This is a genomic window from Candidatus Merdisoma sp. JLR.KK011, from assembly GCF_036941125.1.
Classification (GTDB): domain Bacteria; phylum Bacillota; class Clostridia; order Lachnospirales; family Lachnospiraceae; genus Laedolimicola.
This window is the reverse complement of record NZ_JAYWSZ010000003.1, coordinates 2,230,369-2,251,810: the sequence shown is the minus strand read 5'-3', so window position 1 is coordinate 2,251,810 and position 21,442 is coordinate 2,230,369. Positions and strand designations below refer to the sequence as shown.

The window sequence follows — 21,442 nt, the reverse complement described above, 5'->3', positions numbered from 1 at the left end:
TAAGAAAGCGATGCTGGGGGGATTGAAATGCTTGTGTTGATTACTTACGATGTAAATACGGAAACTGATGCAGGGAAAAGACGCCTGCGCCGGGTGGCAAAGCAATGTGTGAATTATGGGAGGAGGGTACAAAATTCCGTTTTTGAATGTGAAATGGATGCGGCCAAATGCAGAGAGGTGAAAGCTATTCTGGAAGAGATTATTGATGCTAAGAAGGATAGTCTCCGCTTCTATTATCTGGGGAACAATTACAAAAATAAAGTGGAGCATATTGGTGTGAAAGAAAGTATGGATATGAACGGCCCTTTGATTTTTTAGTGCGAATCATAAGTGAACATAAAAAGCATGGGAGATTCGCACTAGGATTTGTAAGGTGTTTTTGGAATTTTGTTTTAAAAATATAGTTAATTAATAATGGGACAAATTATTTTTTGTGAAAATAGTCAGAAAATTGTTTTGGATTAATATTATTTTGGCTGTTTTTGCTGTCATCCTCCGCATGGAGGATGTGGATTGAAATTTTGGTAGCCGCCGCCAGGTAAAAAGGTAACCGGCGTCATCCTCCGCATGGAGGATGTGGATTGAAATCTCTGCGGTCTCGGCTTTCTCTTTCCAGGTGTCCGTCATCCTCCGCATGGAGGATGTGGATTGAAATAGGTATATCCCTCCCTCATCCATAATGTACACACCGTCATCCTCCGCATGGAGGATGTGGATTGAAATCATGCGTGAGAAAGGAAACCTCAGGCCGCTAAGGCGTCATCCTCCGCATGGAGGATGTGGATTGAAATATTGATTAAGTTCTTACTATCACTATTCAGACCGTGTCATCCTCCGCATGGAGGATGTGGATTGAAATTCCGTCTTTTGTGAATCCAGTTGTAACAATCTGCTTGTCATCCTCCGCATGGAGGATGTGGATTGAAATTTTACCGGCTTGTCTCCACACATGATGCGGTTGAGTCATCCTCCGCATGGAGGATGTGGATTGAAATTTGATTAAATACTACGGACAGGGGACAGGGCAGGAGTCATCCTCCGCATGGAGGATGTGGATTGAAATCAGGATGGATATATAATTTGCTCTTTAAAATATGGTCATCCTCCGCATGGAGGATGTGGATTGAAATAATTAAAAATAAATGAACTTACTTTGGCCTTTGAGTCATCCTCCGCATGGAGGATGTGGATTGAAATTTCGAATCCTTCATAAGTTGCCATGCGGATACATGTCATCCTCCGCATGGAGGATGTGGATTGAAATACCAATAAAGTAACTATTTCAATCCACAGCATACGTCATCCTCCGCATGGAGGATGTGGATTGAAATTGGAAAGAATGGTCTTTCTGTCGCCCGTGGAAATGGTCATCCTCCGCATGGAGGATGTGGATTGAAATCATTCTCTAATCCTCCTTAATCCAATTCCCGGAAGTCATCCTCCGCATGGAGGATGTGGATTGAAATCCCAGATGCGAGAAGGTATGACGCCGTTGATCTAGTCATCCTCCGCATGGAGGATGTGGATTGAAATTTTGCACTTGCATACATCAGGTCTTTAATATCCCCGTCATCCTCCGCATGGAGGATGTGGATTGAAATTGTTGCTGGACGTGATAGGGTTTTTTGGATAATCGGTCATCCTCCGCATGGAGGATGTGGATTGAAATTTTGCTGACGAATGGGAAACAGCGCAGAAACAAGTCATCCTCCGCATGGAGGATGTGGATTGAAATGCTTATATGTAAGCGTCTGCTCTGTCCCTGCATCCGTCATCCTCCGCATGGAGGATGTGGATTGAAATCATATGAAACGTTATTGTATGGCCAACCCTATATGTCATCCTCCGCATGGAGGATGTGGATTGAAATTGCCAAAAGATAAACATTATCCTTTGTGACCATAGGTCATCCTCCGCATGGAGGATGTGGATTGAAATCTGCAAAAGTCAATCCTATTTTGGTTTTTCCGGGTCATCCTCCGCATGGAGGATGTGGATTGAAATTGCGAAGATCACCCATCCGGAACTTTTGTCCTTGTCATCCTCCGCATGGAGGATGTGTCATGATACCTACCGGATTGAATATCTGCGTGAGCATATCAAGGCTATGCGGGATGCGGTGAATCTGGATGGCGTGGAGCTTCTTGGCTATACGGTGTGGGGCTGCATCGATCTGGTGAGTGCCAGCACAGGAGAGATGAAGAAACGGTATGGATTTATCTATGTTGACAAGGAGAATGACGGCTCAGGAACGTTAAAAAGAAGTAAGAAGGATTCCTTTGAATGGTATAAAAATGTAATTGCTGCCAATGGGGAATGTTTATAAAATAAAATGCATCATATTGTCTTTATATTGCAAATATGATAATTCCTGATATGCCTGTTGCTATTTACTTCTGGTGAGATACTTACCCAAAAGTGCGTACTTGTTTTTAATTCAATTCTAGTTATAATTACAATATCAGTAAGGGAAAAGGTTAAAAAACAATAAGTAATGGAGGAGTAAGTTCATGAGTAAGAAAATCATTATTTTAAATGGAAGTCCACGAAAGACAGGGAATACAGCGGCATTAACCTCAGAGTTTGCAAAAGGAGCCAGAGAAGCGGGAAATACTGTCACAGAATTTTTTCTTGGCAGCATGAATATTCATGGCTGCAAAGGATGTTTTGGGGGCGGAAAAAATCCGGACAGTCCATGTGTGCAAAAGGATGATATGGATAAAATCTATCCGGTGTACAAAGAAGCTGATATTGTTGTTCTTGCGTCTCCGCTTTACTACTGGACCATCAGCGGCCAGCTCAAAACTGCCTTTGACCGTCTGTTTGCCGTAGCGGAGTGTGATCCAAACTACCGCAATCCCAGGAAAGAAAGTGTTTTGATTATGGCGGCGGAGGGACATGGCTTTGAGGAAAGCGAGTACTGGTATGATCGTCTGGAAAAGCATTTGGGGTGGAAGAGTCTTGGAAAGATCCTTTGCGGAGGGGTTATGGCTGTTGGGGATATTAAGGATAAACAGGAATTAAAGGATGCTTATGAGTTGGGGAAAGCTATTGGCTGATTTGAAGCTCCGGTACATTGCCTGATACTATAATGAAAAAACAAAATGGTTCATATGGAAGATTCAGTTAAAGACCGGAGACATCCGGTCTTTTCTGATCTATTTGTGAATTTCTGTCGGCTCTGCGTCTATGCGTCTGGCTCTTTGATGATGTATTTGTTCTTCCCTACAAATGGAACTTTGAATTATCTTTTAACATAATTTTGATATGGCTTATCATTAAGTGATACTTTACAGCCTAATTTTTTAGCAAATACTTTCAGGAGCAATTTATTTAATGGACTTACTACATTGTTGAGAAAGATTTCTTTTTTAGAAAAATATTCTGGTTTAGCAAAGTCATTTACCGCTTCTTTATTAAAATAATTATTTTGAGCATAATATTTCCCCATGTTATAAAAAGGCTCTACCATTTGTTTTCCCATTTTACTGCCTATAAAACTTACTGCAAACATACCGCCTTTTAATAGCGTTCCGTTGTACTCACATCCTAATAAAGATGGTAATGTTTCTAAATATGATTCACAACACCTTAATTGGGATGCCTCTGCAAACCCACTTTGTAATAAAAATCCTATTTTGGTATTACAATTTTGCTTTGGTTTTAATGTTTCTAAAAATTCTGCCATAATTCCGGGAATACACTCTACATATACTGGTAAAGCAAACAAAATATTATCATTTTCATAGAATTTTTCTCTAATACTTTCCCATTTATTTCTTTTATATAAATATAATGTTTCTGTTGTATTTCCATTATACTCATATCCTTTTTTTAATTCATCTAATATTTTATCTGTATTACTTTTTTCTTTCGCCCTCGGAGTACAACTAACAATTAATAAGTGCATTTAAAATTTCCTCCTCATTCTCAATATTGTATGTGCCAATCGATGTTCCGTCCAAATTTATCATAACTCTTTCAAGCCATTTTTCTAAAAATTCCCGATTCCCATTTCCTTTATATATTAACCCCATTTTGCAAAAGTGTACAAAGGGATACATATAAAAAAACAAAATAATGGACTGCCAACCTACTGAAAAACCGCTCTTTCACAACGAAGGGCGGTTTTTTCATGGGCGCAGGGAAAGGAGGCAACCCAACTACCGGGGCTTGACAAGAGAGGTCAAGCCCTTTTTTCATGCCAGAAAACCAAGAAGGAGGTATTGCGAATGGCCGATGAAAAATCGAAAAACCTGACTGGCGCAGACGGTCCGGACAAAGATCCGGCGCAGCTCGAGGCGGGCGGCTCCCCCGCTCCGGGGAAAGCGCAGAAAGCGCCCGAAGCCGCCGCACCGGAAAAAACGGTAAAGGAGCCGGAAAAGGCCACTCCGGAAAAAGCGGAAAAGGAACCGGAAAAGGTCGCTCCGCAAAAAGCAGCAAAGGAACCGGAAAAGCCTGCCCCGGAAAAGGAGGCGAAGGAGCCGGAAAAGGCCGCCCCGGCGAAGGAAGAAAAGAAACCGGAGATTCCCAAAGAGCAGAAGGTGGAGGCCCCGGAAGGCAAGGAGGCTCCCAACGTGTCCTTCTACAACTTCTCCGAAATCATGGCGGGGAAGAAGGAGGCGCAGAAAGCCCCTCCCGGGCAGGACGGGAAAGCACCCGGCAAAGCGGCTCCCACTTCTCCCGAAAAAGAAGCCGCCAAAGGGACGAAAGAGGCAGCCCCAAAGCAGAAGGAGGAAAAGGGAACGGAACCGCCGAAGCGGAAGGGCCGCCCTCCCAAAGAGGCAAAGGACAAGGCGGCTCCCACGAAGAAGGGGCCCACGGCAAAGAAGCAAAAGGAGGGGCAGAAAACGGCCACGGCCACGAAAGCGGAGAAATCTTCACCGGCTGGGAAGGCAGAAAAGGCAGAGAAAGCGCCCCAGCCCCAGAAGCCGGCAAAGGCAGCGCCGGAGGTCAAACCTGCCACACAGCCTGAAAAGGCGTCCCAGGCACCCACGGAGGCGCCCCGGCGCGGTGACGAGCAGATCGTCTACCTGAAGCTGTCCGAGCTCCACGCCTTCAAGAACCACCCGTTCCAGGTCCGCAACGACGAGGAAATGCGGGCTATGGTCTCCAGCGTCAAGGACAAGGGCGTCACCCAGCCCGCCATTGTAAGGCCCCGTGAGGACGGCGGCTATGAGATCGTGTCCGGCCACCGCCGCCAGAAGGCCAGCGAGCTTGCAGGCTACGCGGATATGCCGTGTATCATCCGCAACCTGACAGACGAGCAGGCCATCACGCAGATGGTGGAGGACAACACGAACCAGAGGGAGAACATCCTCCCCAGCGAGCGGGCCAAGGCCCTGAAAATGCAGCTTGAGGCCATCAAGCACCAGGGGGCCAAGAACTTCACTTCGGGCCAGATTGACCCGAAGGATGCCGGGAAACGCTCCAACGAGATCGTGGCCGAGCGCAACAAGATGACCGTCAAGCAGGTGCAGCGCTACATCAAGCTCAACGACCTTGTGCCCGACCTGCAAAAGATGATGGACGAAGGGCAGGTCAAGTTCACCCCGGCGGTGGAGCTCTCGTACATCAAGCCGAAAAACCAGCAGTACATCGCCGTCGCCATTGAGAGCCAGCAGTCCAGCCCTTCGCTCTCCCAGGCCCAGCGCATGAGGGAGCTTGACCAGAAGGGGGTCCTCAACGGGGACGTAATCGACGGAATAATGATGGAGGATAAGAAGGAGGTAGACAAAGTGATTCTGACAGGAGCGGAGCTTGGGAAGTATTTCGGGAAGGAGACCACCCCGAGGGAAATGAAGGACCAGATCATCAAACTTCTGGACGACTGGAAGGGCCAGCAGAAGGAAATGGCGAAGCCGGAGAAAAAGAAGGCCCAGCCGGAGAAGTAGGGGCCGCTTCGGGCCAACTTGGCCCGAGGCCGTAACCGGGCCGGGCTACGGATACCAGCCATTTCAGAAACAGAAACGGAGGGAAAAAGATTGAAACGACCTTTAGCGTACATCACCGCCGCATGGTGCGGCGAACCGGACACGGACACAGAGATGGGGGCCCGCTACAGCCGCATGGCATACGAGGCGGGCTTCTCCCCCGTCTGCCCCGTCCTCTACATGCCGCTGTTCCTCAACGACAGCATACCCGAAGAGCACAAGGCCGGGATTGACATGCGTCGGGACCTGCTCCGGCGCTCCCATGTGCTTGTGGTCTGCGGCGGGGACGTGGACGAGGACGTGAAGAACGACATCGCGGTGGCCGGGCGGCTGGGAATAGCCGCCACCACCCTTGACGGAATCCTGGCCGTGAAAGGGCTGGGGAAGGATGGCGGCGGACATTAGGCTGGGGAGCCTCTTTGACGGGATAGGGGTATTCCCCCTTGCGGCCTCACGCTGCGGCATACGCCCGGTGTGGGCCAGCGAGATCGAGAAGGCCCCGGTCTCCATCACAAAGAGGCACTTCCCCGACATGCTGCACCTGGGGGACATCACGAAGCTGGACGGGGGGAAGGTCCCTCCCGTCCATGTGATAACCTTCGGCTCCCCCTGCCAGAACCTTTCCCTGATCGGGAACCGCAAGGGCCTTGGCGGGGCGAAGTCCAGCCTCTTCTACCAGGCCATGCGTATCATACAGGAAATGAGGGATGCGACAAGACATGTATATCCAGTTATCGCTGTTTGGGAAAACGTCATGGGAGCGTTTTCTACAAACGACCGGATGGATTTTAGAGCCGTCCTATCCGCCTTCACGGACGCCGAGGTTCCAATGCCTCCTTCTGGAAGATGGGCGGGGGCCGGAATGGTGCGAGGGGGAACGCCTGACCTGTGCTGGCGGCTCATGGACGCCCAGTATTGGGCAGGAGCCAGGCGGCTGGCGAGAAGGCAGCGGATTTTCATCGTGGCGGATTTTGGAGGGAGGCGTGCCGGAGAGATACTATTTAAGCCCCGTCCACTGCTCCCGCTTCCTGAACCTTGCGAGCCGGGCGGGCTGCCCTCCCCCGGCGGAGATAGAACACCTTTTATTGAAGCAGGGGGGCGCGTACCCGTCGTCCGGCCCTTCCAGTGCTTCCGTATGCGGGGAGCGTCCAAAAGGAAGGAGCAGGCGGCCTTCCAGAACAGCTTCGGACTGCCAGCTGACCCTTTTCCCACTCTCTTAGCCAGCGACCTGACGCCCTTCGCCTTCTGGTTCGAGGACGACCCGGAGGGCGGCTGCGTGCGGTTTCTGACGGAACGGGAAAGCGAGCGCCTTATGGGGCTCCCGGAGGGCTGGACGGCATACGGGGCGGAGGGCGTGGAGATACGGCCCCTTGCCCGCTACAAGGCGCTGGGGAACTCTATCGCCCTCCCCTGCGCCGACTACATCATGGCCGGGATTTATGAAGCCCTGGCCGGAAAGGAGGGAACCTGCGGAAATGTTTGAAGCCTATGTGACGAACCCCGGCCTTTACCCGGAGCTTGGCGTGGAGGCCGGGGAGACCCTGCGCTTCCCCACGACCACGGAGGAAGTGCGGGCCCTGTTCTCCCGGATTGGCATAGACGGGGAGCGGTACGGGGAGTATTTCATCACCAGCTATGACAGCGACGTGCTGGGGCTGTATAACTGCCTGGACGAGTACGCCGGCCTGGACGAGCTCAACTATCTGGCGCATGTGCTGGAGGAAGTGCAGGAACGGGGCGAGCTGGAGAAATTCGAGGCCGCAATGGCCTTCGGGGAGCATACGGACGGGGCCGGGGATTTAATCAACCTGGCCCAGAACCTGGACTGCTATGACTTCTATCCGGGGATTGGGGACGACGAGGCCCTCGGGCGCTACTGCGTGGAGGAAATCGGCGCAATCGACATCCCCGAACATATCCGGGACTATTTCGATTACGAGGCCTACGGGCGGGACATTGACCTGAACTCTACCGGGAGCTTCGTCCCCGGCGGCTATGTGCTTCGGAACGGGGAGCCTTTCCGGGAATGCTACGCCGGGCGGGAGGACATACCGGAGGAATACCGGATATGCGGGACCCCGGCCCAAAACGAGAAGGAGGAAACACGCTCCATACTGGAGACCATCAGACAATTCAAGGAGGCCCCGCCCGCTCCCCACAAGGACAGGGAAGGGCCTTCCCATGAGGGGCGGTAGGCTTCGGGACAAGTTGGCCCGAAGCCCGGCCCCCGTGCAGAAAGGAGGTGCGCCATGCCGGGGTGACAGAGGAACAGATCGCGGAGGCGAAGCGGTGGGACCTGCTTTCCTACCTGCAAGCCTATGAGCCGGGCGAGCTGAAAAAGTCCGGCCCCCGGGAATACCGGACCAGGAGCCATGACAGCCTGGTGATCTCCAACGGCAAATGGCACTGGTGCAGCCGGAACATGGGCGGGAGGACCGCCCTGGACTATCTCATAAAGGTGCGGGGGCAGGATTTCGTCTCCGCTGTGGAGACGCTCTGCGGCGGGGGCGCCTCCCCTTTTCTTTCCCAGCCGGTAGACCTTCCGCCGCCAAAGCCTTTTGAGCTGCCGGAGCCGGGCCGCTACGCCACAAGGGTCATGGGCTACCTGCAAGGCCGGGGGATTGACGGCGGAATCATCAGCCGCTGCCTGAGGGACGGCTCCCTCTATGAGAGCTTCCGCTACCACAACTGCGTATTTGTAGGCCGGGACATGGAAGGGAAAGCCCGGTTCGCCTGCCTGCGGGGGACCTTCGGGGACTTCAAGATGGACGTGCCGGGCAGCGACAAGCGCTTCAACTTCTGCCTTGCCTCCCCTTCCCCGGACTGCCAGAAGGTGGCCGTCTTTGAGAGCGCCATTGACGCCCTCTCCGGCGCCACGCTGACAAAGCTGGCCGGGAAGGCGTGGGAGGACGCCTGCTACCTCTCCCTTGGGGGCACCTCGCCGCTGGCGCTGGTCCAGTTCCTAAAGGACCGCCCGGGAATCCGGCATGTGGCGCTCTGCCTTGACAATGACGGGGCCGGGAAAAGCGGGACGGAAAAGCTCATGGAAACGCTGCGCTCCGACCGGGAGCTTTCCGGACGGATAGAAACGCTCCGAGAAGCGGCCCCGCCGGAACGGCACGGGAAGGACTATAACCAGCACCTTCTGGGGGTGATCGGGGAAATGAGAGCAAGGAGGAAGGAAAAAAGTTTTGAGAGATAACGCCATACCCTATCGACATAAAGGACGGCTTCGGGCCAACTTGTCCCGAGGCTCATTTATCCGGGCAGTCCCGAGGGGCCCTCCCCGGCTCCAATGAATCCGGCAGAAAGGAGGAACCATGCAGGAATATGTAGAACAACAGACGGTGGCCGTCTCCGTCAAGGCGGCGAAGCTCACAAGCCGGGCACTTGCCGCCGCCTTAAAAAAGACGCTGGCGGAAATGGAGAAACAGCGCCGGGCCGCACGGACGCCCCACGGGAGGCAGTCCGTCAAAAAGCTGATGAACCATTACGGCGCGAAGAACGCCATCAAGCTGGTAGGGGCCCCGAAGGATTTTGACCGTATCGCCAGGGAGTACCATGTGGACTACGCTTTCCACAAGACCAGCCCCGGCCAATACCTGCTTTTCTTCAAGGCAGACCAGGCGGACGCCATCACGGCGGCCTTCTCCCGGTATACGGAAAAGGTCATGGGTCGCGGGCAGGAGAAGCCTTCTATCCTCGGGCAGCTGCGGCGACTCGTGAAGGAGCTGGCGGCAAAGCCCCGGCAGAAGGAACGGGCCAGGGAGCCCGGGAAGGAGGAACGTTGAACCAGAAAATCAAAAAATATCTGCTCCCCAACTTCCCCTACCTCATGGCCTTCTGGTTCTTCTCGAAGCTGGGGACCGCCTACCGCATGGCGCAGGGTGGGAACGCCGGGGAAAAGCTGTTCGGCATGATGGAGGCTATAGGGCCGGTATTTCAGAATTACGCCCCCGGCCTGGGGCTGTTTGACCTGGCGGCAGGCGTTGCCGGGGCCGTGGGGCTTTATTTCATGGTGCAGTCCAAAATCAGGAAGGCCCGGAAATTCCGGCGGGATATGGAATACGGGAGCGCACGTTGGGGCGGGCCTAAAGACATCGCCCCTTTCGTCGATTCCAGGTTTGAGAACAACGTGATACTGACCGGGAGCGAGTTCCTGACCATGAACACCCGGCCGAAGATTCCGGCCAATGCCAGGAACCTGAACGCCTGCGTGATCGGCTCCTCCGGCTCCGGCAAGACAAGGTTCTGGCTCACGCCCCAGCTTTTACAGGCCCATTCCTCGTATGTGGTGGTGGACCCGAAGGGCGGGACCCTCGCCCAGTGCGGCTGTTTCCTCCAAAGGAAGAAGGGCTATAAGGTCCGGGTTTTCAACAGCATAGACTTCTCAAAGTCCATGCACTACAACCCCCTTGCCTATATCAAGACAGAGAGCGACGTCTTAAAATTCGTGAACGCCCTGATTGCCAACACCAAAGGGGAGGGCAAGGAGGGGGACCCCTTCTGGACGAAGGCGGAAACCCTCCTTTACTGCGCGCTGGTGGCCTATATCGTATTCGAGGGGCCGGAGGAAGAACGGAACATGAACACGCTGGTGGAGATGATAAACAGCATGGAGGTGCGGGAGGACGACGAATCCTTCAAGAACGCCGTGGATTATATGTTCGACGGCCTCGCCAGAAGGAGCCCCCAGCACTTCGCCGTGCGCCAGTATGCCAAATACAAGCTGGCAAGCGGTGATATATGCTCTAAATGACTTCTTAATCACGAGATTTTCTCATGGTTAGTGAAGGACACATTTAGAGCATATTTCATGTAAGGAGGCAGACGCTATGACGAAAACCAAGATTACCCCGCTGTACGAGAGGCTCTCTCGTGACGATGAACTCCAAGGTGAGAGCAATTCCATCAGCAACCAGAAATCCATGCTGGAAGATTACGCCCACCGCAACGGTTTTCCCAACCCGACCCATTTTACGGACGACGGAATCTCCGGAACCCGGTTCGACCGCCCCGGATTCACCGCCATGATGGAGGAAGTGGAGGCCGGGAACGTGGAGGCAATCATCATCAAAGACATGAGCCGTCTGGGACGTGACTATCTCAAAGTCGGCCAGGTCATGGAAATCCTGCGACAGAGAGGCGTACGGCTGATCGCCATCAATGACGGAGTGGACAGCGCCAACGGAGAGAATGATTTTACACCATTCTTGAACATCATGTATGAATTTTACGCCAGAGATACCAGCCGTAAGATTAAATCCGTGTTCAAGGCAAAAGGCATGAGCGGCAAGCACCTGACCGGTACGGTCATTTACGGCTACTTGTGGGACGAAAAGCGGGAACACTGGATTGTGGACGAAGAAGCCGCTGACGTGGTGCACCGGATATTCGCTATGACTTTGGACGGATACGGCCCCTACCAGATTGCGAACCGGCTGTCACAGGAAAAGATTGAGATACCTTCCCTGCACCTTTCCCATTACGGGGAGGGCGTGAATCAATCCAAGACGTTTAAAGACCCTTATGGCTGGGGTTCTTCCACTATCGTCAATATCCTGAAAAAGCGTGAGTATTTAGGCCACACCATCAACTTTAAGACCCGCAAACATTTCAAGGACAAGAAAAGCCACTATGTTGACGAAAATGAATGGGTAATCTTTGAGAACACCCACACCGCCATTATTGACCCGGAAACCTTTGAGAATGTGCAGAGAATCCGCTCCAATGTGAAGCGTTACCCGGACGGGTGGGGAGAAGCCGCCCCGCTCACCGGTCTGCTCTATTGCGCCGACTGCGGCGGCAAGATGTATGTCCACCGCACCAACAACGGCAAGCGTATTTCACAGTATACCTGCTCCCGGTACAGCAAGGTTCCGGTTGGCGTCCTCTGCGCCACACAGCACCGAATCAACGAAAGCGCCGTCCTGACACTGGTTTCCGATATGCTCCGGGCGATTGCGGAGTATTCCAGGAATGACCGGGCAGAGTTTATCAAAGCGGTTCAGGAAACCCAGGCCGAGCAGCAGGCCAGCGACATCAACAGAAAGCGGAAACGGCTGGCGGCAGCACAGAAACGAGCCGGGGAACTGGAAAAACTGATATGCAAGATTTATGAGGACAATGTGCTGGGCAAGCTGCCGGACGCAAGATATGCCGCCCTGGACGCACAGTACGCAAAGGAGCAGGAATCCCTTTCCGGTGAGATTGCCGAACTGGAAAAGGTAATCGCCGGATATGAGCAGAGCCGGAAAGCAGCGGAGAAATTTATCGCCCTTGTTGACAAGTACGAGAATTTTAATAACCTGACTACCACCATGCTGAATGAGTTTGTGAAGAAAATCCTTGTCCATGAGCGTGACCGAAAAGGCAGTGCTGAAACCACGCAGGAGGTTGAGATTTACTTCAATTTTGTCGGGAGGTACATACCGCTCCATTTCGGGGAAGTGAACCTCACTCCGGAGGAACTGGAAGCCCTGCGGAAAAAGGAGGAACGCAAGGACAAGCTGCACCAGGCGTATCTCCGGCGCAAAGCCAACGGGACACAAAAACGGTACGAGAATAAAATCAGGGCAAAGAAAAAGGCTGAAATCGAGGCAAAGAAAGCCGCTATCCGTGCCGAGGATATGGAAAAAGGCGTGTTTATCCCGGCCAGCAGCCTGCCAAAAAAAGAACCCCAAAAAGCACCAGCACCGGACAGAGCCGCTATGTAGGCGGCTGGCATATCACAGAAAGGACAAGGAGGCATACACATGAATGGACTGACTTATACAAAAGTTGGCGATTACTATATCCCGAATCTGGTATTGAAGGAGCAGCCGGACACGCCAATCGGCAGGTATGGGCGCATGAGGCTCCGCTATCTGAAAGAACACCGGAAAGGGCTGTATACCAGCCTGCTCCTAACGGAAAAACTCTATCCCCATTTGTTGGAGATTGACGAGGCAGCCAATGAGCGAATGGATATTCTTATGCCACAGTTGATGAAGGCCGCCGGTGTGGCCGAGGAACTGAAAGCGGCCGACCAGATGAAATGGGTGGGGCTGGCAAATAACTGTAAGGCGCAGGCGGAAGAAATCATTTGCACAGAATTGATTTATAACTAAAGGCAAGGTATAATAATAAAATATTCCTCATTTTCTTTTCATAAATGAATTTGAGGTTTCACCTTGTCGCACTCTGCAATAAAATTTTTTAGTGTGGAGTAAAAGGAAAGGAGGATTGGGGATTTATGCTTAATCCTATCGTTATTGTTGCGTAAGCAAGGCTATCGCAACGATTAAAAAGTGAATAGGTGTTGCGGATAGACCTTGCAGTTCCTGGTAGACAAATCACATTAGGAGTGCAAAATGGGTTACAAAAAAGCAACACACGTTCTGCCGCATGATTTACTTCTGAAAGTTCAGGAATACATTGATGGAGAATTTTTGTATATCCCCAGAATTTCTGATAACAAAAAAAGCTGGGGAGAAACAACCTCAACACGTCAGGAATTACAAGATAGAAACCAACGTATTTATGATGACTACCTTGCAGGGAAACGAATGGAATTCCTTGCCGAAAAATATTTTCTATCTTTGAAAAGTATTCAGAGAATTATCGGGCAGTTAAAAAAAGAATATAATTGACAGAAATGGGCTGGTATTATTTCAAAATACATCAGCCCATTTCTTATGTTTATTTATAAAAAGAGTATTGGGTTTGGTTCTGTATTGTATGATGATACAATTTATTTGCAAGAAACATAAGGAGGTATGGCTTTTATGAAAAAATGTTGTGACAATCCGCCTTTTAGTTTTTAGATTTAAGAATCAGGAGGAATTACGGAGTGAAAAAAATTATATGGGAAGTACAAAGCCTTTCCTTGTTGCCTGTATTAAAATATTGCAAGAAATGTGGAAGAAAAAATCTGTTTGCTTGTTCACGGCAATTCCGGGTAAATGCCCAGCGCAGATACTTGGATATTTGGTTAATTTACAAATGCTGTGATTGCAATACCACATGGAACGCTACTGTTTATTCCCGTATTTCTCCACAAGCAGTAAAGCCGCAGCTATTGGACGGATTTTATAAAAATGATAACGAACTTGTAGAGAAATATGCAATGGATAGCCAGTTTTTACAAGAGAATGGTGTGGAAGTCGGTTTGCCCCAATATTCTGTTATTGGTGATTGCTTTTCTCTGAATGAAACCGTACAACTTGAAATCAAAAGTAAGTATTCTCTTTCTGTTAAGGTATCTTCTGTTGTGAGAAGCAAATTACTTCTGTCAGAAAAGGAATATCTACAACTGATTACAAGTGGGAAAATAAAGAGTTTTCCCAATCAGGATTTAAAAAAATGTAAATTGAAAGAAGGTGTTACCCTTGTTTTTGATAATGAACTACAAATGAGTAGAATTTGAATTAAGAAAAATCATCTGCCGAATAATGGCGAAAGAAAAAAAGCCGTTATACAGCAGACATATTTGTATGTGCCCATAAGACAGCGGTTTTGAGAAAGGCAAAGCCGCTGTTTCTTTATTTACAAAAAGATTGTTGCCCTAGTATTTCCCAAAATGGCGGCTGGTGAAAGGAGCCGTCATGAATCATAACCTGTTTTTACAAAATCGGCTAAAAAATAAGCGATTAAAAAAATCCATTTCCCACAAAGGGAACTGTCTACACACAAATGCGAAATTTGTCATATTCTAACTGAATACCGTATCTTATGCGTCCGAATGGAATTTAACCATCCGGGCGCTTTTGTTTTCTTGGGAGGCGCACATGCTCCCCACTGCCGTTCCCCGCCTCACTCCGTTCAGGAATCTTTGCAAAAAATCTGAACGGAGGAAAGGAAGATGGAAGTCACCATCAACATAGACGGACAAGCCCTGTCCGTGGAGGTCACAGTCGAAGTATACGAGTATCTGGACAAAGCCGGCCACAAGGAAGAAAACCTTGCCCATGAAAAGCGGAGGCACTGGGACAGCCGGGAGTTTGATGAGTACATAATCCTCACCGAAGGGCGCTCCTGCTACTACCAGACACCGGAACAGTGGGTATGCAGGAAAGAAACCATGCTGGAGATTAAGGCCGCCCTTGCGCTCTGTACCGAGGCGCAGCGCCGCCGGTTCCTGCTCTACGCATTGGACGGTTTGAGTTATGCCGAGATTGCCGGGCTTTGCCGCTGCTCCAAAGCTGCCATACAGGACAGCATTGAGGCGGTACGGAAGAAAATCAAAAAATTTTTCTGATACAGACCCTACGCTTGACCGATTTTGGGCTAACCAGTGAAGGGAACTTTTTCCCTATCATATTTTCGGGGAGGACAAGCAGGAAACCGCTGCCTGTCCTCTCTGTATTTTAGGAGGTCAGTCATGAAAACAATCAATCTAAGGTACTGTTATCCCTACTACACCGGGGACGTGTTTGTGGAGGTATCGGACGAAGTGGCCGAGGCCATGGTGCAGTCTGTCCGGGAGATGTACAACTATGACCGCCGGACACGTTACCACAAGGCATTTTACTCTCTGGACGCTTTTGACTGGACGGAGAAGTACGCACTGGAACACAGCCCGTCAGCGGAAGAAATTATCCTGTTGAAAGAGGAACAGGCCGCCCATGAAAAGCTGCTTGCCATGCTGGACGAGGCGCTCTCCATTATCACTCCCATGCAGGCAAGACGTGTTAAGGGCTATTACATCAGGGGATTAGATTTTACCCGAATTGCCAAAGAGGAAGGCGTTGACAAAAGTGTGGTAAACCGTTCCGTACACCGTGGCCTGAAATGTATGCGTGAGTTTTACAGCCGCCAGCAGACGGAATGAGGTGCAGCCTATGCAGACAATCAATCTGAAAAAATATTATTACCCGCTTTTTGCCACGGACACAATGATTGAGGTATCGGACGAGGTGGCCGAGGCTTTGCTGCTTATGCAGAGGGAAGAAAACAATCGTTCCCGCAAAATCTGGTATCACAAGGCGTACTATTCCCTTGATTGTGAGGACGGGATTGAAAACTGTGCCTTTGATTTTACCGCCAAATCCCCGGAGGAGATTCTACTGGAACAGGAGGAAGAACAGCTTTTCCTTGCCACACTGGAACATCTGTCCGAAGCTATGGATAATCTGACGGACATACAGGCAAGGCGTATCCACGCACGCTACATACTTGGCAAAAAACTGATTGAGATTGCCGCAGAGGAAGGCGTGAGCGTATCTGTAGTACAGCAGACCGTTAAGAGCGGATTAAAGCGAATGCGGAACTATTTTGAGAAAAAGAAGTGGAGGGAATAAGGGAAATGAATTTTACCAAAAGCGAACTGGAAATGCTCTACCAGTATGCCGCACCAACGAAGGAAGAAACCCTTGCCGGGCTGAAAGAGATTGTGCCGGTTCTGGAAAGGAAGGACGATCTACTCTCAAAAGTGATTGTCGAGAATACTATACGGAAACTGGAAAAACTGGCGGAGCCGGAGTGCAGCCGGTTTATTGCGGATAACCGGGCAGCCTTTATCGAAAAACGGGATAATTCTATCCGCCAGAGGCTTGCCGCAGCCAAAGCCAGGAAGGGGGAGCCGGTTCTGCAGGGGCATGACCTGGCAGGCATGGAGCGATTCCTGCCGGAAACAAGGCACATGGTAACGGTGGATATTCTGAACAGTGACAGCCCAGTGGGATTCCCCGGAGAGCGATACCGATTTTTCCTCTCTGATGAGGGCTACAAAAACGCCAGAGCCAGTGAGAAGCGGGGAGAAATCAAAATCAGGAACCATGCCGCTGTCATGGCCGGGAAACTCTACCTGGATAAGAAACCGCCGGCGCAGGAACGGTGAAGGCAATAAAAAAAGAGGCTCTGCAAATCCAAATCTGCATTGCCCCTTTAATCCGTATCTTCGTCTGGTACATACTCCATGATGTCCTCAATACGGCAGTTTAGAATCCGGCACAGGTTGTTTAGAATCATGGTTTTGACAACCATGTTTTTCCGCAGCCGATGAAGCTGTGCTTTATCTATGCCGAAATCCTTGATTAGTCTGTACTGGCTAATCTCCCGCTCTTTAAGGGTAGACCAGAGCCGGTCATATTTAATCATGCTGTCAGCTCCCTTCCCTTGTATTTTAACTGTCGGTAAGCCTTAATCATATGGTGCGTGTATACTCCCTCTTTTATTCAAAATCGAAAAGATAAAAACGATTATCAGAGAATATTGACCGTGTGTGGGGAAAGAAATTAGTTTGCTTGTGAATTGTAAAAACAGAACATTTTATCACATGAGGCAACCGGAAACGGCTGTCTTTTTTTGCCATCTGAAAGGAGGTGATTACAAATGCCGGATATAGATAAGCTGAAAGCCCAGCAGGAAAAAGTAAAGACAGAAATCCGCCAGTTGGAGAATAGACAGAAGATTCTCCTGAATCGAAAAACGGACGCAGAACGAAAAGCCAGGACACGCCGCCTGATTGAGCATGGGGCGGTTCTGGAAAGTATCTTCCCTGCCGCTGCCGCCATGACCGGCGAAGAAGTCAAGGCGTTTTTATCTGCTATTTCCCGCCTGCCGGAAGTCATGTGGCTGCTGAAAAATGAATCTGACAGTCAGGATTTACAGCAGCTTTAAAAATCCAACGGCGCACTTATACACCGTTCCGGTGCGTGCGCCCTGCCGGGGGCGTGGCGTCCTTTGGACGCAATGGGGAGCTACACTCCCCAAACCCCTTGTACGCTCCGCCGGAAAGGACACCCGCTCTGCGTCTGCCCTTTCCAGCGAAGCCAATCTATCCCCACCCGAAAGGAGGCGAACCGCCATAGCCATATTCCATATGCCCGTCCAAATTATCAAGCGCAGCAAGGCAAAGTCCGCCGTGGGCGTTGCCGCATACCGGAGCGGAACCAAAATGACCAACGAATGGGACGGGCTTACCCATGATTACACCCGGAAACGTGGCGTAGTCCACTCTGAAATCATATTACCACCCCATGCCCCGCCGGAATTTCAAGACCGCAGCACTCTCTGGAACAGTGTGGAGATGGTTGAAAAGACCCGTGACGCACAGCTTGCCCGTGAGATAGAGATTTCCCTGCCGGTGGAACTGAACCGGGAGGAACAGCTGCGGCTTGCCCGCTCTTTCATCAGCGATACCTTTGTCGCCGCCGGTATGTGTGCGGATTTCTCTATCCATGACAAGAAAGACGGAAATCCCCACTTCCATGTCATGCTCACCATCCGACCGCTAAAGGAAAACCGACAGTGGGGAGCGAAATGCCGGAAGGCCTACGAACTGGACGAAAACGGCCAGCGAATCCCCAACGGCAAAGGCGGCTGGAAGAACCACCGGGAAGACACCACCGACTGGAACGACAAAGGAAATGTAGAGAAGTGGAGGGCTGCCTGGGCAGCTTACGCCAACAGAGCGTTGGAGGCGGCGGGAAGGCCGGAACGGATTGACCACCGCTCCTACGAGCGTCAGGGCATTGACAAGATACCTTCCATCCATCTGGGCGTTGCCGCAAGCCAGATGGAGCGGAAAGGCATTGCCACAGAGAAAGGAAATATCAACCGCCAGATTGCTGCCGACAATAAGCTACTGAAGGAAATCAAAGCACGGATTACTCGGCTCTATAAATGGACAAAGGAGCAGGCGGGGAAACCGGAAGGAAAAGACAGTATCATAGCGCAGCTTTACGAGACGCAGCTGTTAGCCGGATTACCCGGCTCCCGGTATGGGAAGATAAGGAACCTGAAAGAAAGCGCCGCCCTGTTCAATTTCCTGAACGGCAACCACATTACTTCCATGGAGCAGCTTTATGAAAAAGTGGCCGCCATGAACAAAGATTACTATTCCCTTCGTGGGAAGATTGTCACCGCCGAGCGGCGTATCAAAGTGCTGGGCGAACATCTCTCCATGTGGGAGAAATACGAGAGGAACAAAGGAACCCGCCGCCAGCTTGACAAGATGAAGCCGGGAAAGAAAAAGGAGCAGTTTGAGCAGAAGCACAGTGCGGAACTGGCGTTATATGAGGCCGCCGTCCGGTATCTGGAAAAACTGAAAACCACCGGCGAAGAAATCACCCCGAAGAAATGGCAGGCCGAGGCCGACCGCCTGAAAGCGGAGAAATCGGTACAGTACCAGAAAATGAAATCCATGAGGGAGGACATCAAGGCGGTGGAGAACCTGAAAAAGACAGCGGAGCAGTTGGCCAGGACGGAAAATGAACCGGCCAGAAAGGAGGAACAAGAATTATGACACAGCAGTTTATCACCATGACAATCACTATCACCGTAAAGATACCCGTGCCGCCCACGCCGCCAGCGCCTACGGGGGCGAAAGTGCCGGAGCCGGTTTTCCTTTTCAGGGAGGGGCAGCCGCCTTTATGCCGATGCAAGGTGAGATATGGGAAACAGGCGGCATGAGCGAATCCCGGCCATGGACTACCGGCAGTACCGCAGGGCGAGGCGGCTGGTGCGTGAGTGCTGCAACTATGACAATGGCCAGTGTATGGTGCTTGACGAGGGGGACGGGTGCGTCTGTGTCCAGAGCATTTCCCACTCCCTGCTCTGCCGCTGGTTCCGTGCGGCGGTGCTGCCTTTAGACCACCAGCTGGAAACGGCCCTTTACCACCGGCTGGAAAGCAGGCGGTGCAGCGAGTGCGGCGCTCTTTTCCTGCCCGGCTCCAACCGGGCGAAATACTGTAGGGAATGTGCCGCCAGGGTGCGCCGGAGGAAGGAGGCAGAACGCCAAAGGAAAAGATACCATGATTCTACGCATTTAGGAGTGGAAAAAGCCTTGTAAATCAAGCGCTTTCGGAGCGTGTCGGAGGGGAGGCAATACTTTTTATCACTGACACCCCAAAAGCCCCATTAAAATGCGTACATAGGCTTAAAAAAGCTATTCAGAACAAAAGGAGCAACTAAATGACAGAGAACCGACGATTTTATTACCTCAAGCTGAAAGAGAATTTTTATAACAGCGAAACCATGGTCATTCTGGAGAGTATGCAGGACGGCCTTCTGTACTCCAATCTCCTTCTCAAGATGTATTTGATGTCCCTGAAAAGCAGCGGCGTACTCCTGCTGAATGACTGCCTGCCCCATACGGTGCAGACCATAGCCACCTTTACCCGGCATCAGGTAGGCACGGTGGAACGGGCTTTGAAGATATTCCAGGAGTTTGGGCTTGTGGAGATACTGACGGACGGAGCCTATTACATGAGCGACATCCAGCTGCTGATCGGCCAGTCGTCCAGCGAGGGGGAGAGGAAGAAAAAGGAGCGCATGAGGCTGAAACGCCAGAACCTGCTCCCTGCCGGGGAAGCGGACATTTGTCCGTCCAATGGCCGGGTGGACAAATGTCCGCCTATATTAGAGTATAGAGATAAAGAGATTAGAGATAAGAGTATAGAGAATAGAGAGGGGGATAAGACACACGCCTATGGGAGATACCGGAATGTATTTCTATCTTCTGCAGAACTGGCAGAACTCCAAGCGGAACTGCCCTCTCTCTGGGAACAGTACATTGAGCGGCTGTCCGAGTATATGGAATCCAGTGGAAAGGGATATAAAAACCATGCAGCCACAATCCGGCGCTGGGCGAACGCCGACAAAAAGAAAGAGGAACCGCCTGCCCGGAACCGGGATTACAGCGTGGAGGAAGGAGAAACCATATGATAGAGATTACCGCAGAAGTCCGGGCAGCCATTGACCGGGCAGCCGGGGATATGGAACTTGCCGGGGACGAATACATAGAACCGGCTGACGGGCTTATCCACTGTAAGAAATGCCATGGCAGCCGCCAGACTGTCGTGCCTAGGTTCGGAGGCTCCGGCTATTTCATGCCCCGCTGCCTCTGTCCCTGCCAGCAGAAGGCGCAGGAGGAACGGAAAGCCATGGAGGAACAGAAGGAACACATGGAGCGTGTCAAACGCCGGAAGGCGCAGGGGCTTCAGGACAGATACCTTTATGATTACACTTTTGCCAATGATAACGGCCAGAATCCCGTCATGGAGAAAGCCCACGCCTATGTGGAGCATTGGAAGGAGGCATACCGGGACAATGCCGGCCTTCTGCTTTTTGGTGACGTGGGAACCGGGAAATCCTTTTTTGCCGGCTGTATCGCCAATGCCCTGCTTGACCGAGACGTGCCGGTTCTGATGACAAATTTCCCGTCTATCCTGAACCGGCTGACCGGCGTGTTTGCCGAGGACAGGGCGGCCTTTATCGCCAGCCTGGACGATTACAGCCTGCTTGTCATTGATGATTTAGGAGTGGAGCGCAGTACCGAGTATGCCATGGAGCAAATGTTCACCGTCATTGACAGCCGATATCGGAGTAAGAAGCCGTTGATTGTCACAACAAACCTGAAACTGGAAGAAATCAAGAACCCGCCAGACCTTGCCCACGCAAGGATTTATGACCGCATACTGGAACGGTGTGCTCCGATTCTTTTTTCCGGTAAAAATTTCCGGGAGGAAGGAGCCAGGGCGACCAAAGCGGCGGCGAAAGAGATTGTGAGTAAGGGATAACAAAAC

The 21,442-nt window shown here is 51.1% G+C and carries 25 protein-coding genes, 1 pseudogene and 1 CRISPR repeat array; of the genes and pseudogenes, 24 read left to right on the top strand and 2 right to left on the bottom strand.

Going from position 1 to position 21,442, the window contains the following annotated elements:
* The first annotated feature begins 27 nt into the window (after nt 1-27).
* The 3 genes from cas2 (at nt 28) to VV089_RS12145 (ending at nt 3,059) form a co-directional block, all read left to right on the top strand.
* A complete protein-coding gene (cas2, locus tag VV089_RS12155) occupies nt 28-318 on the top strand; it encodes a CRISPR-associated endonuclease Cas2 (protein WP_334336031.1) in 291 nt (96 codons plus the stop codon).
* Between the two features lie 169 nt (nt 319-487).
* Nucleotides 488-2,070: a CRISPR direct-repeat array (repeat unit 33 nt; unit sequence GTCATCCTCCGCATGGAGGATGTGGATTGAAAT).
* Between the two features lie 37 nt (nt 2,071-2,107).
* Nucleotides 2,108-2,326 carry a family 1 glycosylhydrolase gene (locus VV089_RS12150; protein ID WP_442891529.1) on the top strand — a complete coding sequence of 73 codons (219 nt, stop codon included), beginning with the start codon at nt 2,108-2,110 and terminating at the stop codon, nt 2,324-2,326.
* A 184-nt stretch (nt 2,327-2,510) separates the two neighbouring features.
* Nucleotides 2,511-3,059, top strand: a complete 549-nt coding sequence (locus VV089_RS12145; protein WP_334336030.1) for a flavodoxin family protein — start codon at nt 2,511-2,513, stop codon at nt 3,057-3,059.
* A gap of 185 nt (nt 3,060-3,244) precedes the next feature.
* On the opposite strand, the gene VV089_RS12140 is transcribed toward VV089_RS12145, so the two are convergent.
* Nucleotides 3,245-3,910, bottom strand: coding sequence for an NAD(P)H-dependent oxidoreductase (locus VV089_RS12140; RefSeq protein WP_334336029.1), 666 nt, complete (start codon nt 3,908-3,910; stop codon nt 3,245-3,247).
* Nucleotides 3,911-4,232: 322 nt separating this feature from the next.
* Here VV089_RS12140 and VV089_RS12135 point away from each other — a divergent pair, with 322 nt between their 5' ends.
* The 15 genes and pseudogenes from VV089_RS12135 (at nt 4,233) to VV089_RS12065 (ending at nt 16,752) form a co-directional block, all read left to right on the top strand.
* Nucleotides 4,233-5,894: a ParB/RepB/Spo0J family partition protein gene (locus VV089_RS12135; protein ID WP_334336028.1), complete on the top strand. Its 1,662-nt coding sequence runs from the start codon at nt 4,233-4,235 to the stop codon at nt 5,892-5,894.
* Nucleotides 5,895-5,984: 90 nt separating this feature from the next.
* Nucleotides 5,985-6,338, top strand: coding sequence for a DUF7768 domain-containing protein (locus VV089_RS12130; RefSeq protein ID WP_016307082.1), 354 nt, complete (start codon nt 5,985-5,987; stop codon nt 6,336-6,338).
* A complete protein-coding gene (locus VV089_RS12125) occupies nt 6,322-7,416 on the top strand; it encodes a DNA cytosine methyltransferase (protein WP_334336027.1) in 1,095 nt (364 codons plus the stop codon). The genes VV089_RS12130 and VV089_RS12125 overlap by 17 nt, the downstream gene beginning before the upstream one ends.
* Complete coding sequence (locus VV089_RS12120) at nt 7,409-8,128, top strand: antirestriction protein ArdA (protein ID WP_334336026.1); 720 nt, start codon at nt 7,409-7,411, stop codon at nt 8,126-8,128. The genes VV089_RS12125 and VV089_RS12120 overlap by 8 nt, the downstream gene beginning before the upstream one ends.
* A gap of 62 nt (nt 8,129-8,190) precedes the next feature.
* Nucleotides 8,191-9,135, top strand: coding sequence for a DUF3991 and TOPRIM domain-containing protein (locus VV089_RS12115; protein WP_334336025.1), 945 nt, complete (start codon nt 8,191-8,193; stop codon nt 9,133-9,135).
* A 118-nt stretch (nt 9,136-9,253) separates the two neighbouring features.
* Nucleotides 9,254-9,724, top strand: coding sequence for a PcfB family protein (locus VV089_RS12110; RefSeq protein ID WP_334336024.1), 471 nt, complete (start codon nt 9,254-9,256; stop codon nt 9,722-9,724).
* A pseudogene (locus tag VV089_RS12105) lies at nt 9,721-10,674 on the top strand (type IV secretory system conjugative DNA transfer family protein); the annotation flags it as partial. The gene VV089_RS12110 and the pseudogene VV089_RS12105, both read left to right, overlap by 4 nt.
* A 94-nt stretch (nt 10,675-10,768) precedes the next feature.
* Nucleotides 10,769-12,649: a DUF4368 domain-containing protein gene (locus VV089_RS12100; RefSeq protein ID WP_334336023.1), complete on the top strand. Its 1,881-nt coding sequence runs from the start codon at nt 10,769-10,771 to the stop codon at nt 12,647-12,649.
* A gap of 39 nt (nt 12,650-12,688) precedes the next feature.
* Nucleotides 12,689-13,042, top strand: a complete 354-nt coding sequence (locus tag VV089_RS12095; RefSeq protein ID WP_334336022.1) for a TnpV protein — start codon at nt 12,689-12,691, stop codon at nt 13,040-13,042.
* A 243-nt stretch (nt 13,043-13,285) separates the two neighbouring features.
* Nucleotides 13,286-13,564 carry a CD3324 family protein gene (locus tag VV089_RS12090; RefSeq protein ID WP_016289807.1) on the top strand — a complete coding sequence of 93 codons (279 nt, stop codon included), beginning with the start codon at nt 13,286-13,288 and terminating at the stop codon, nt 13,562-13,564.
* A 200-nt stretch (nt 13,565-13,764) separates the two neighbouring features.
* Complete coding sequence (locus VV089_RS12085; RefSeq protein WP_334336021.1) at nt 13,765-14,340, top strand: DUF1062 domain-containing protein; 576 nt, start codon at nt 13,765-13,767, stop codon at nt 14,338-14,340.
* 435 nt (nt 14,341-14,775) lie between these two features.
* Nucleotides 14,776-15,171 (top strand): RNA polymerase sigma factor, encoded by a 396-nt coding sequence (locus VV089_RS12080; protein ID WP_016289805.1) that lies wholly within the window; start codon nt 14,776-14,778, stop codon nt 15,169-15,171.
* Nucleotides 15,172-15,294: 123 nt separating this feature from the next.
* Nucleotides 15,295-15,744: an RNA polymerase subunit sigma-24 gene (locus VV089_RS12075; protein ID WP_334336020.1), complete on the top strand. Its 450-nt coding sequence runs from the start codon at nt 15,295-15,297 to the stop codon at nt 15,742-15,744.
* A 10-nt stretch (nt 15,745-15,754) separates the two neighbouring features.
* Nucleotides 15,755-16,213, top strand: coding sequence for a sigma-70 family RNA polymerase sigma factor (locus VV089_RS12070; protein ID WP_334336019.1), 459 nt, complete (start codon nt 15,755-15,757; stop codon nt 16,211-16,213).
* A gap of 5 nt (nt 16,214-16,218) precedes the next feature.
* Complete coding sequence (locus VV089_RS12065) at nt 16,219-16,752, top strand: DUF5720 family protein (protein ID WP_121708538.1); 534 nt, start codon at nt 16,219-16,221, stop codon at nt 16,750-16,752.
* A 47-nt stretch (nt 16,753-16,799) separates the two neighbouring features.
* Here VV089_RS12065 and VV089_RS12060 read toward each other — a convergent pair whose 3' ends face one another.
* Nucleotides 16,800-17,012 (bottom strand): helix-turn-helix domain-containing protein, encoded by a 213-nt coding sequence (locus VV089_RS12060; protein ID WP_016220459.1) that lies wholly within the window; start codon nt 17,010-17,012, stop codon nt 16,800-16,802.
* 234 nt (nt 17,013-17,246) lie between these two features.
* Here VV089_RS12060 and VV089_RS12055 point away from each other — a divergent pair, with 234 nt between their 5' ends.
* The 6 genes from VV089_RS12055 (at nt 17,247) to VV089_RS12030 (ending at nt 21,436) form a co-directional block, all read left to right on the top strand.
* Nucleotides 17,247-17,534, top strand: coding sequence for a DUF3847 domain-containing protein (locus VV089_RS12055; protein WP_334336018.1), 288 nt, complete (start codon nt 17,247-17,249; stop codon nt 17,532-17,534).
* Nucleotides 17,500-19,161, top strand: coding sequence for a MobQ family relaxase (gene mobQ, locus VV089_RS12050; RefSeq protein WP_334336017.1), 1,662 nt, complete (start codon nt 17,500-17,502; stop codon nt 19,159-19,161). Before VV089_RS12055 ends, mobQ begins: the two co-directional genes overlap by 35 nt.
* Nucleotides 19,158-19,328 (top strand): hypothetical protein, encoded by a 171-nt coding sequence (locus VV089_RS12045; protein ID WP_016307058.1) that lies wholly within the window; start codon nt 19,158-19,160, stop codon nt 19,326-19,328. The genes mobQ and VV089_RS12045 overlap by 4 nt, the downstream gene beginning before the upstream one ends.
* Nucleotides 19,309-19,707: a cysteine-rich VLP domain-containing protein gene (locus VV089_RS12040; protein ID WP_334336016.1), complete on the top strand. Its 399-nt coding sequence runs from the start codon at nt 19,309-19,311 to the stop codon at nt 19,705-19,707. Before VV089_RS12045 ends, VV089_RS12040 begins: the two co-directional genes overlap by 20 nt.
* Nucleotides 19,708-19,829: 122 nt before the next feature.
* Nucleotides 19,830-20,582, top strand: coding sequence for a phage replisome organizer N-terminal domain-containing protein (locus VV089_RS12035; protein WP_334336015.1), 753 nt, complete (start codon nt 19,830-19,832; stop codon nt 20,580-20,582).
* Entirely contained in the window at nt 20,579-21,436 is an 858-nt protein-coding gene (locus VV089_RS12030) for an ATP-binding protein (protein ID WP_016289087.1), read from the top strand. Before VV089_RS12035 ends, VV089_RS12030 begins: the two co-directional genes overlap by 4 nt.
* The last annotated feature ends 6 nt before the right edge of the window (nt 21,437-21,442 follow it).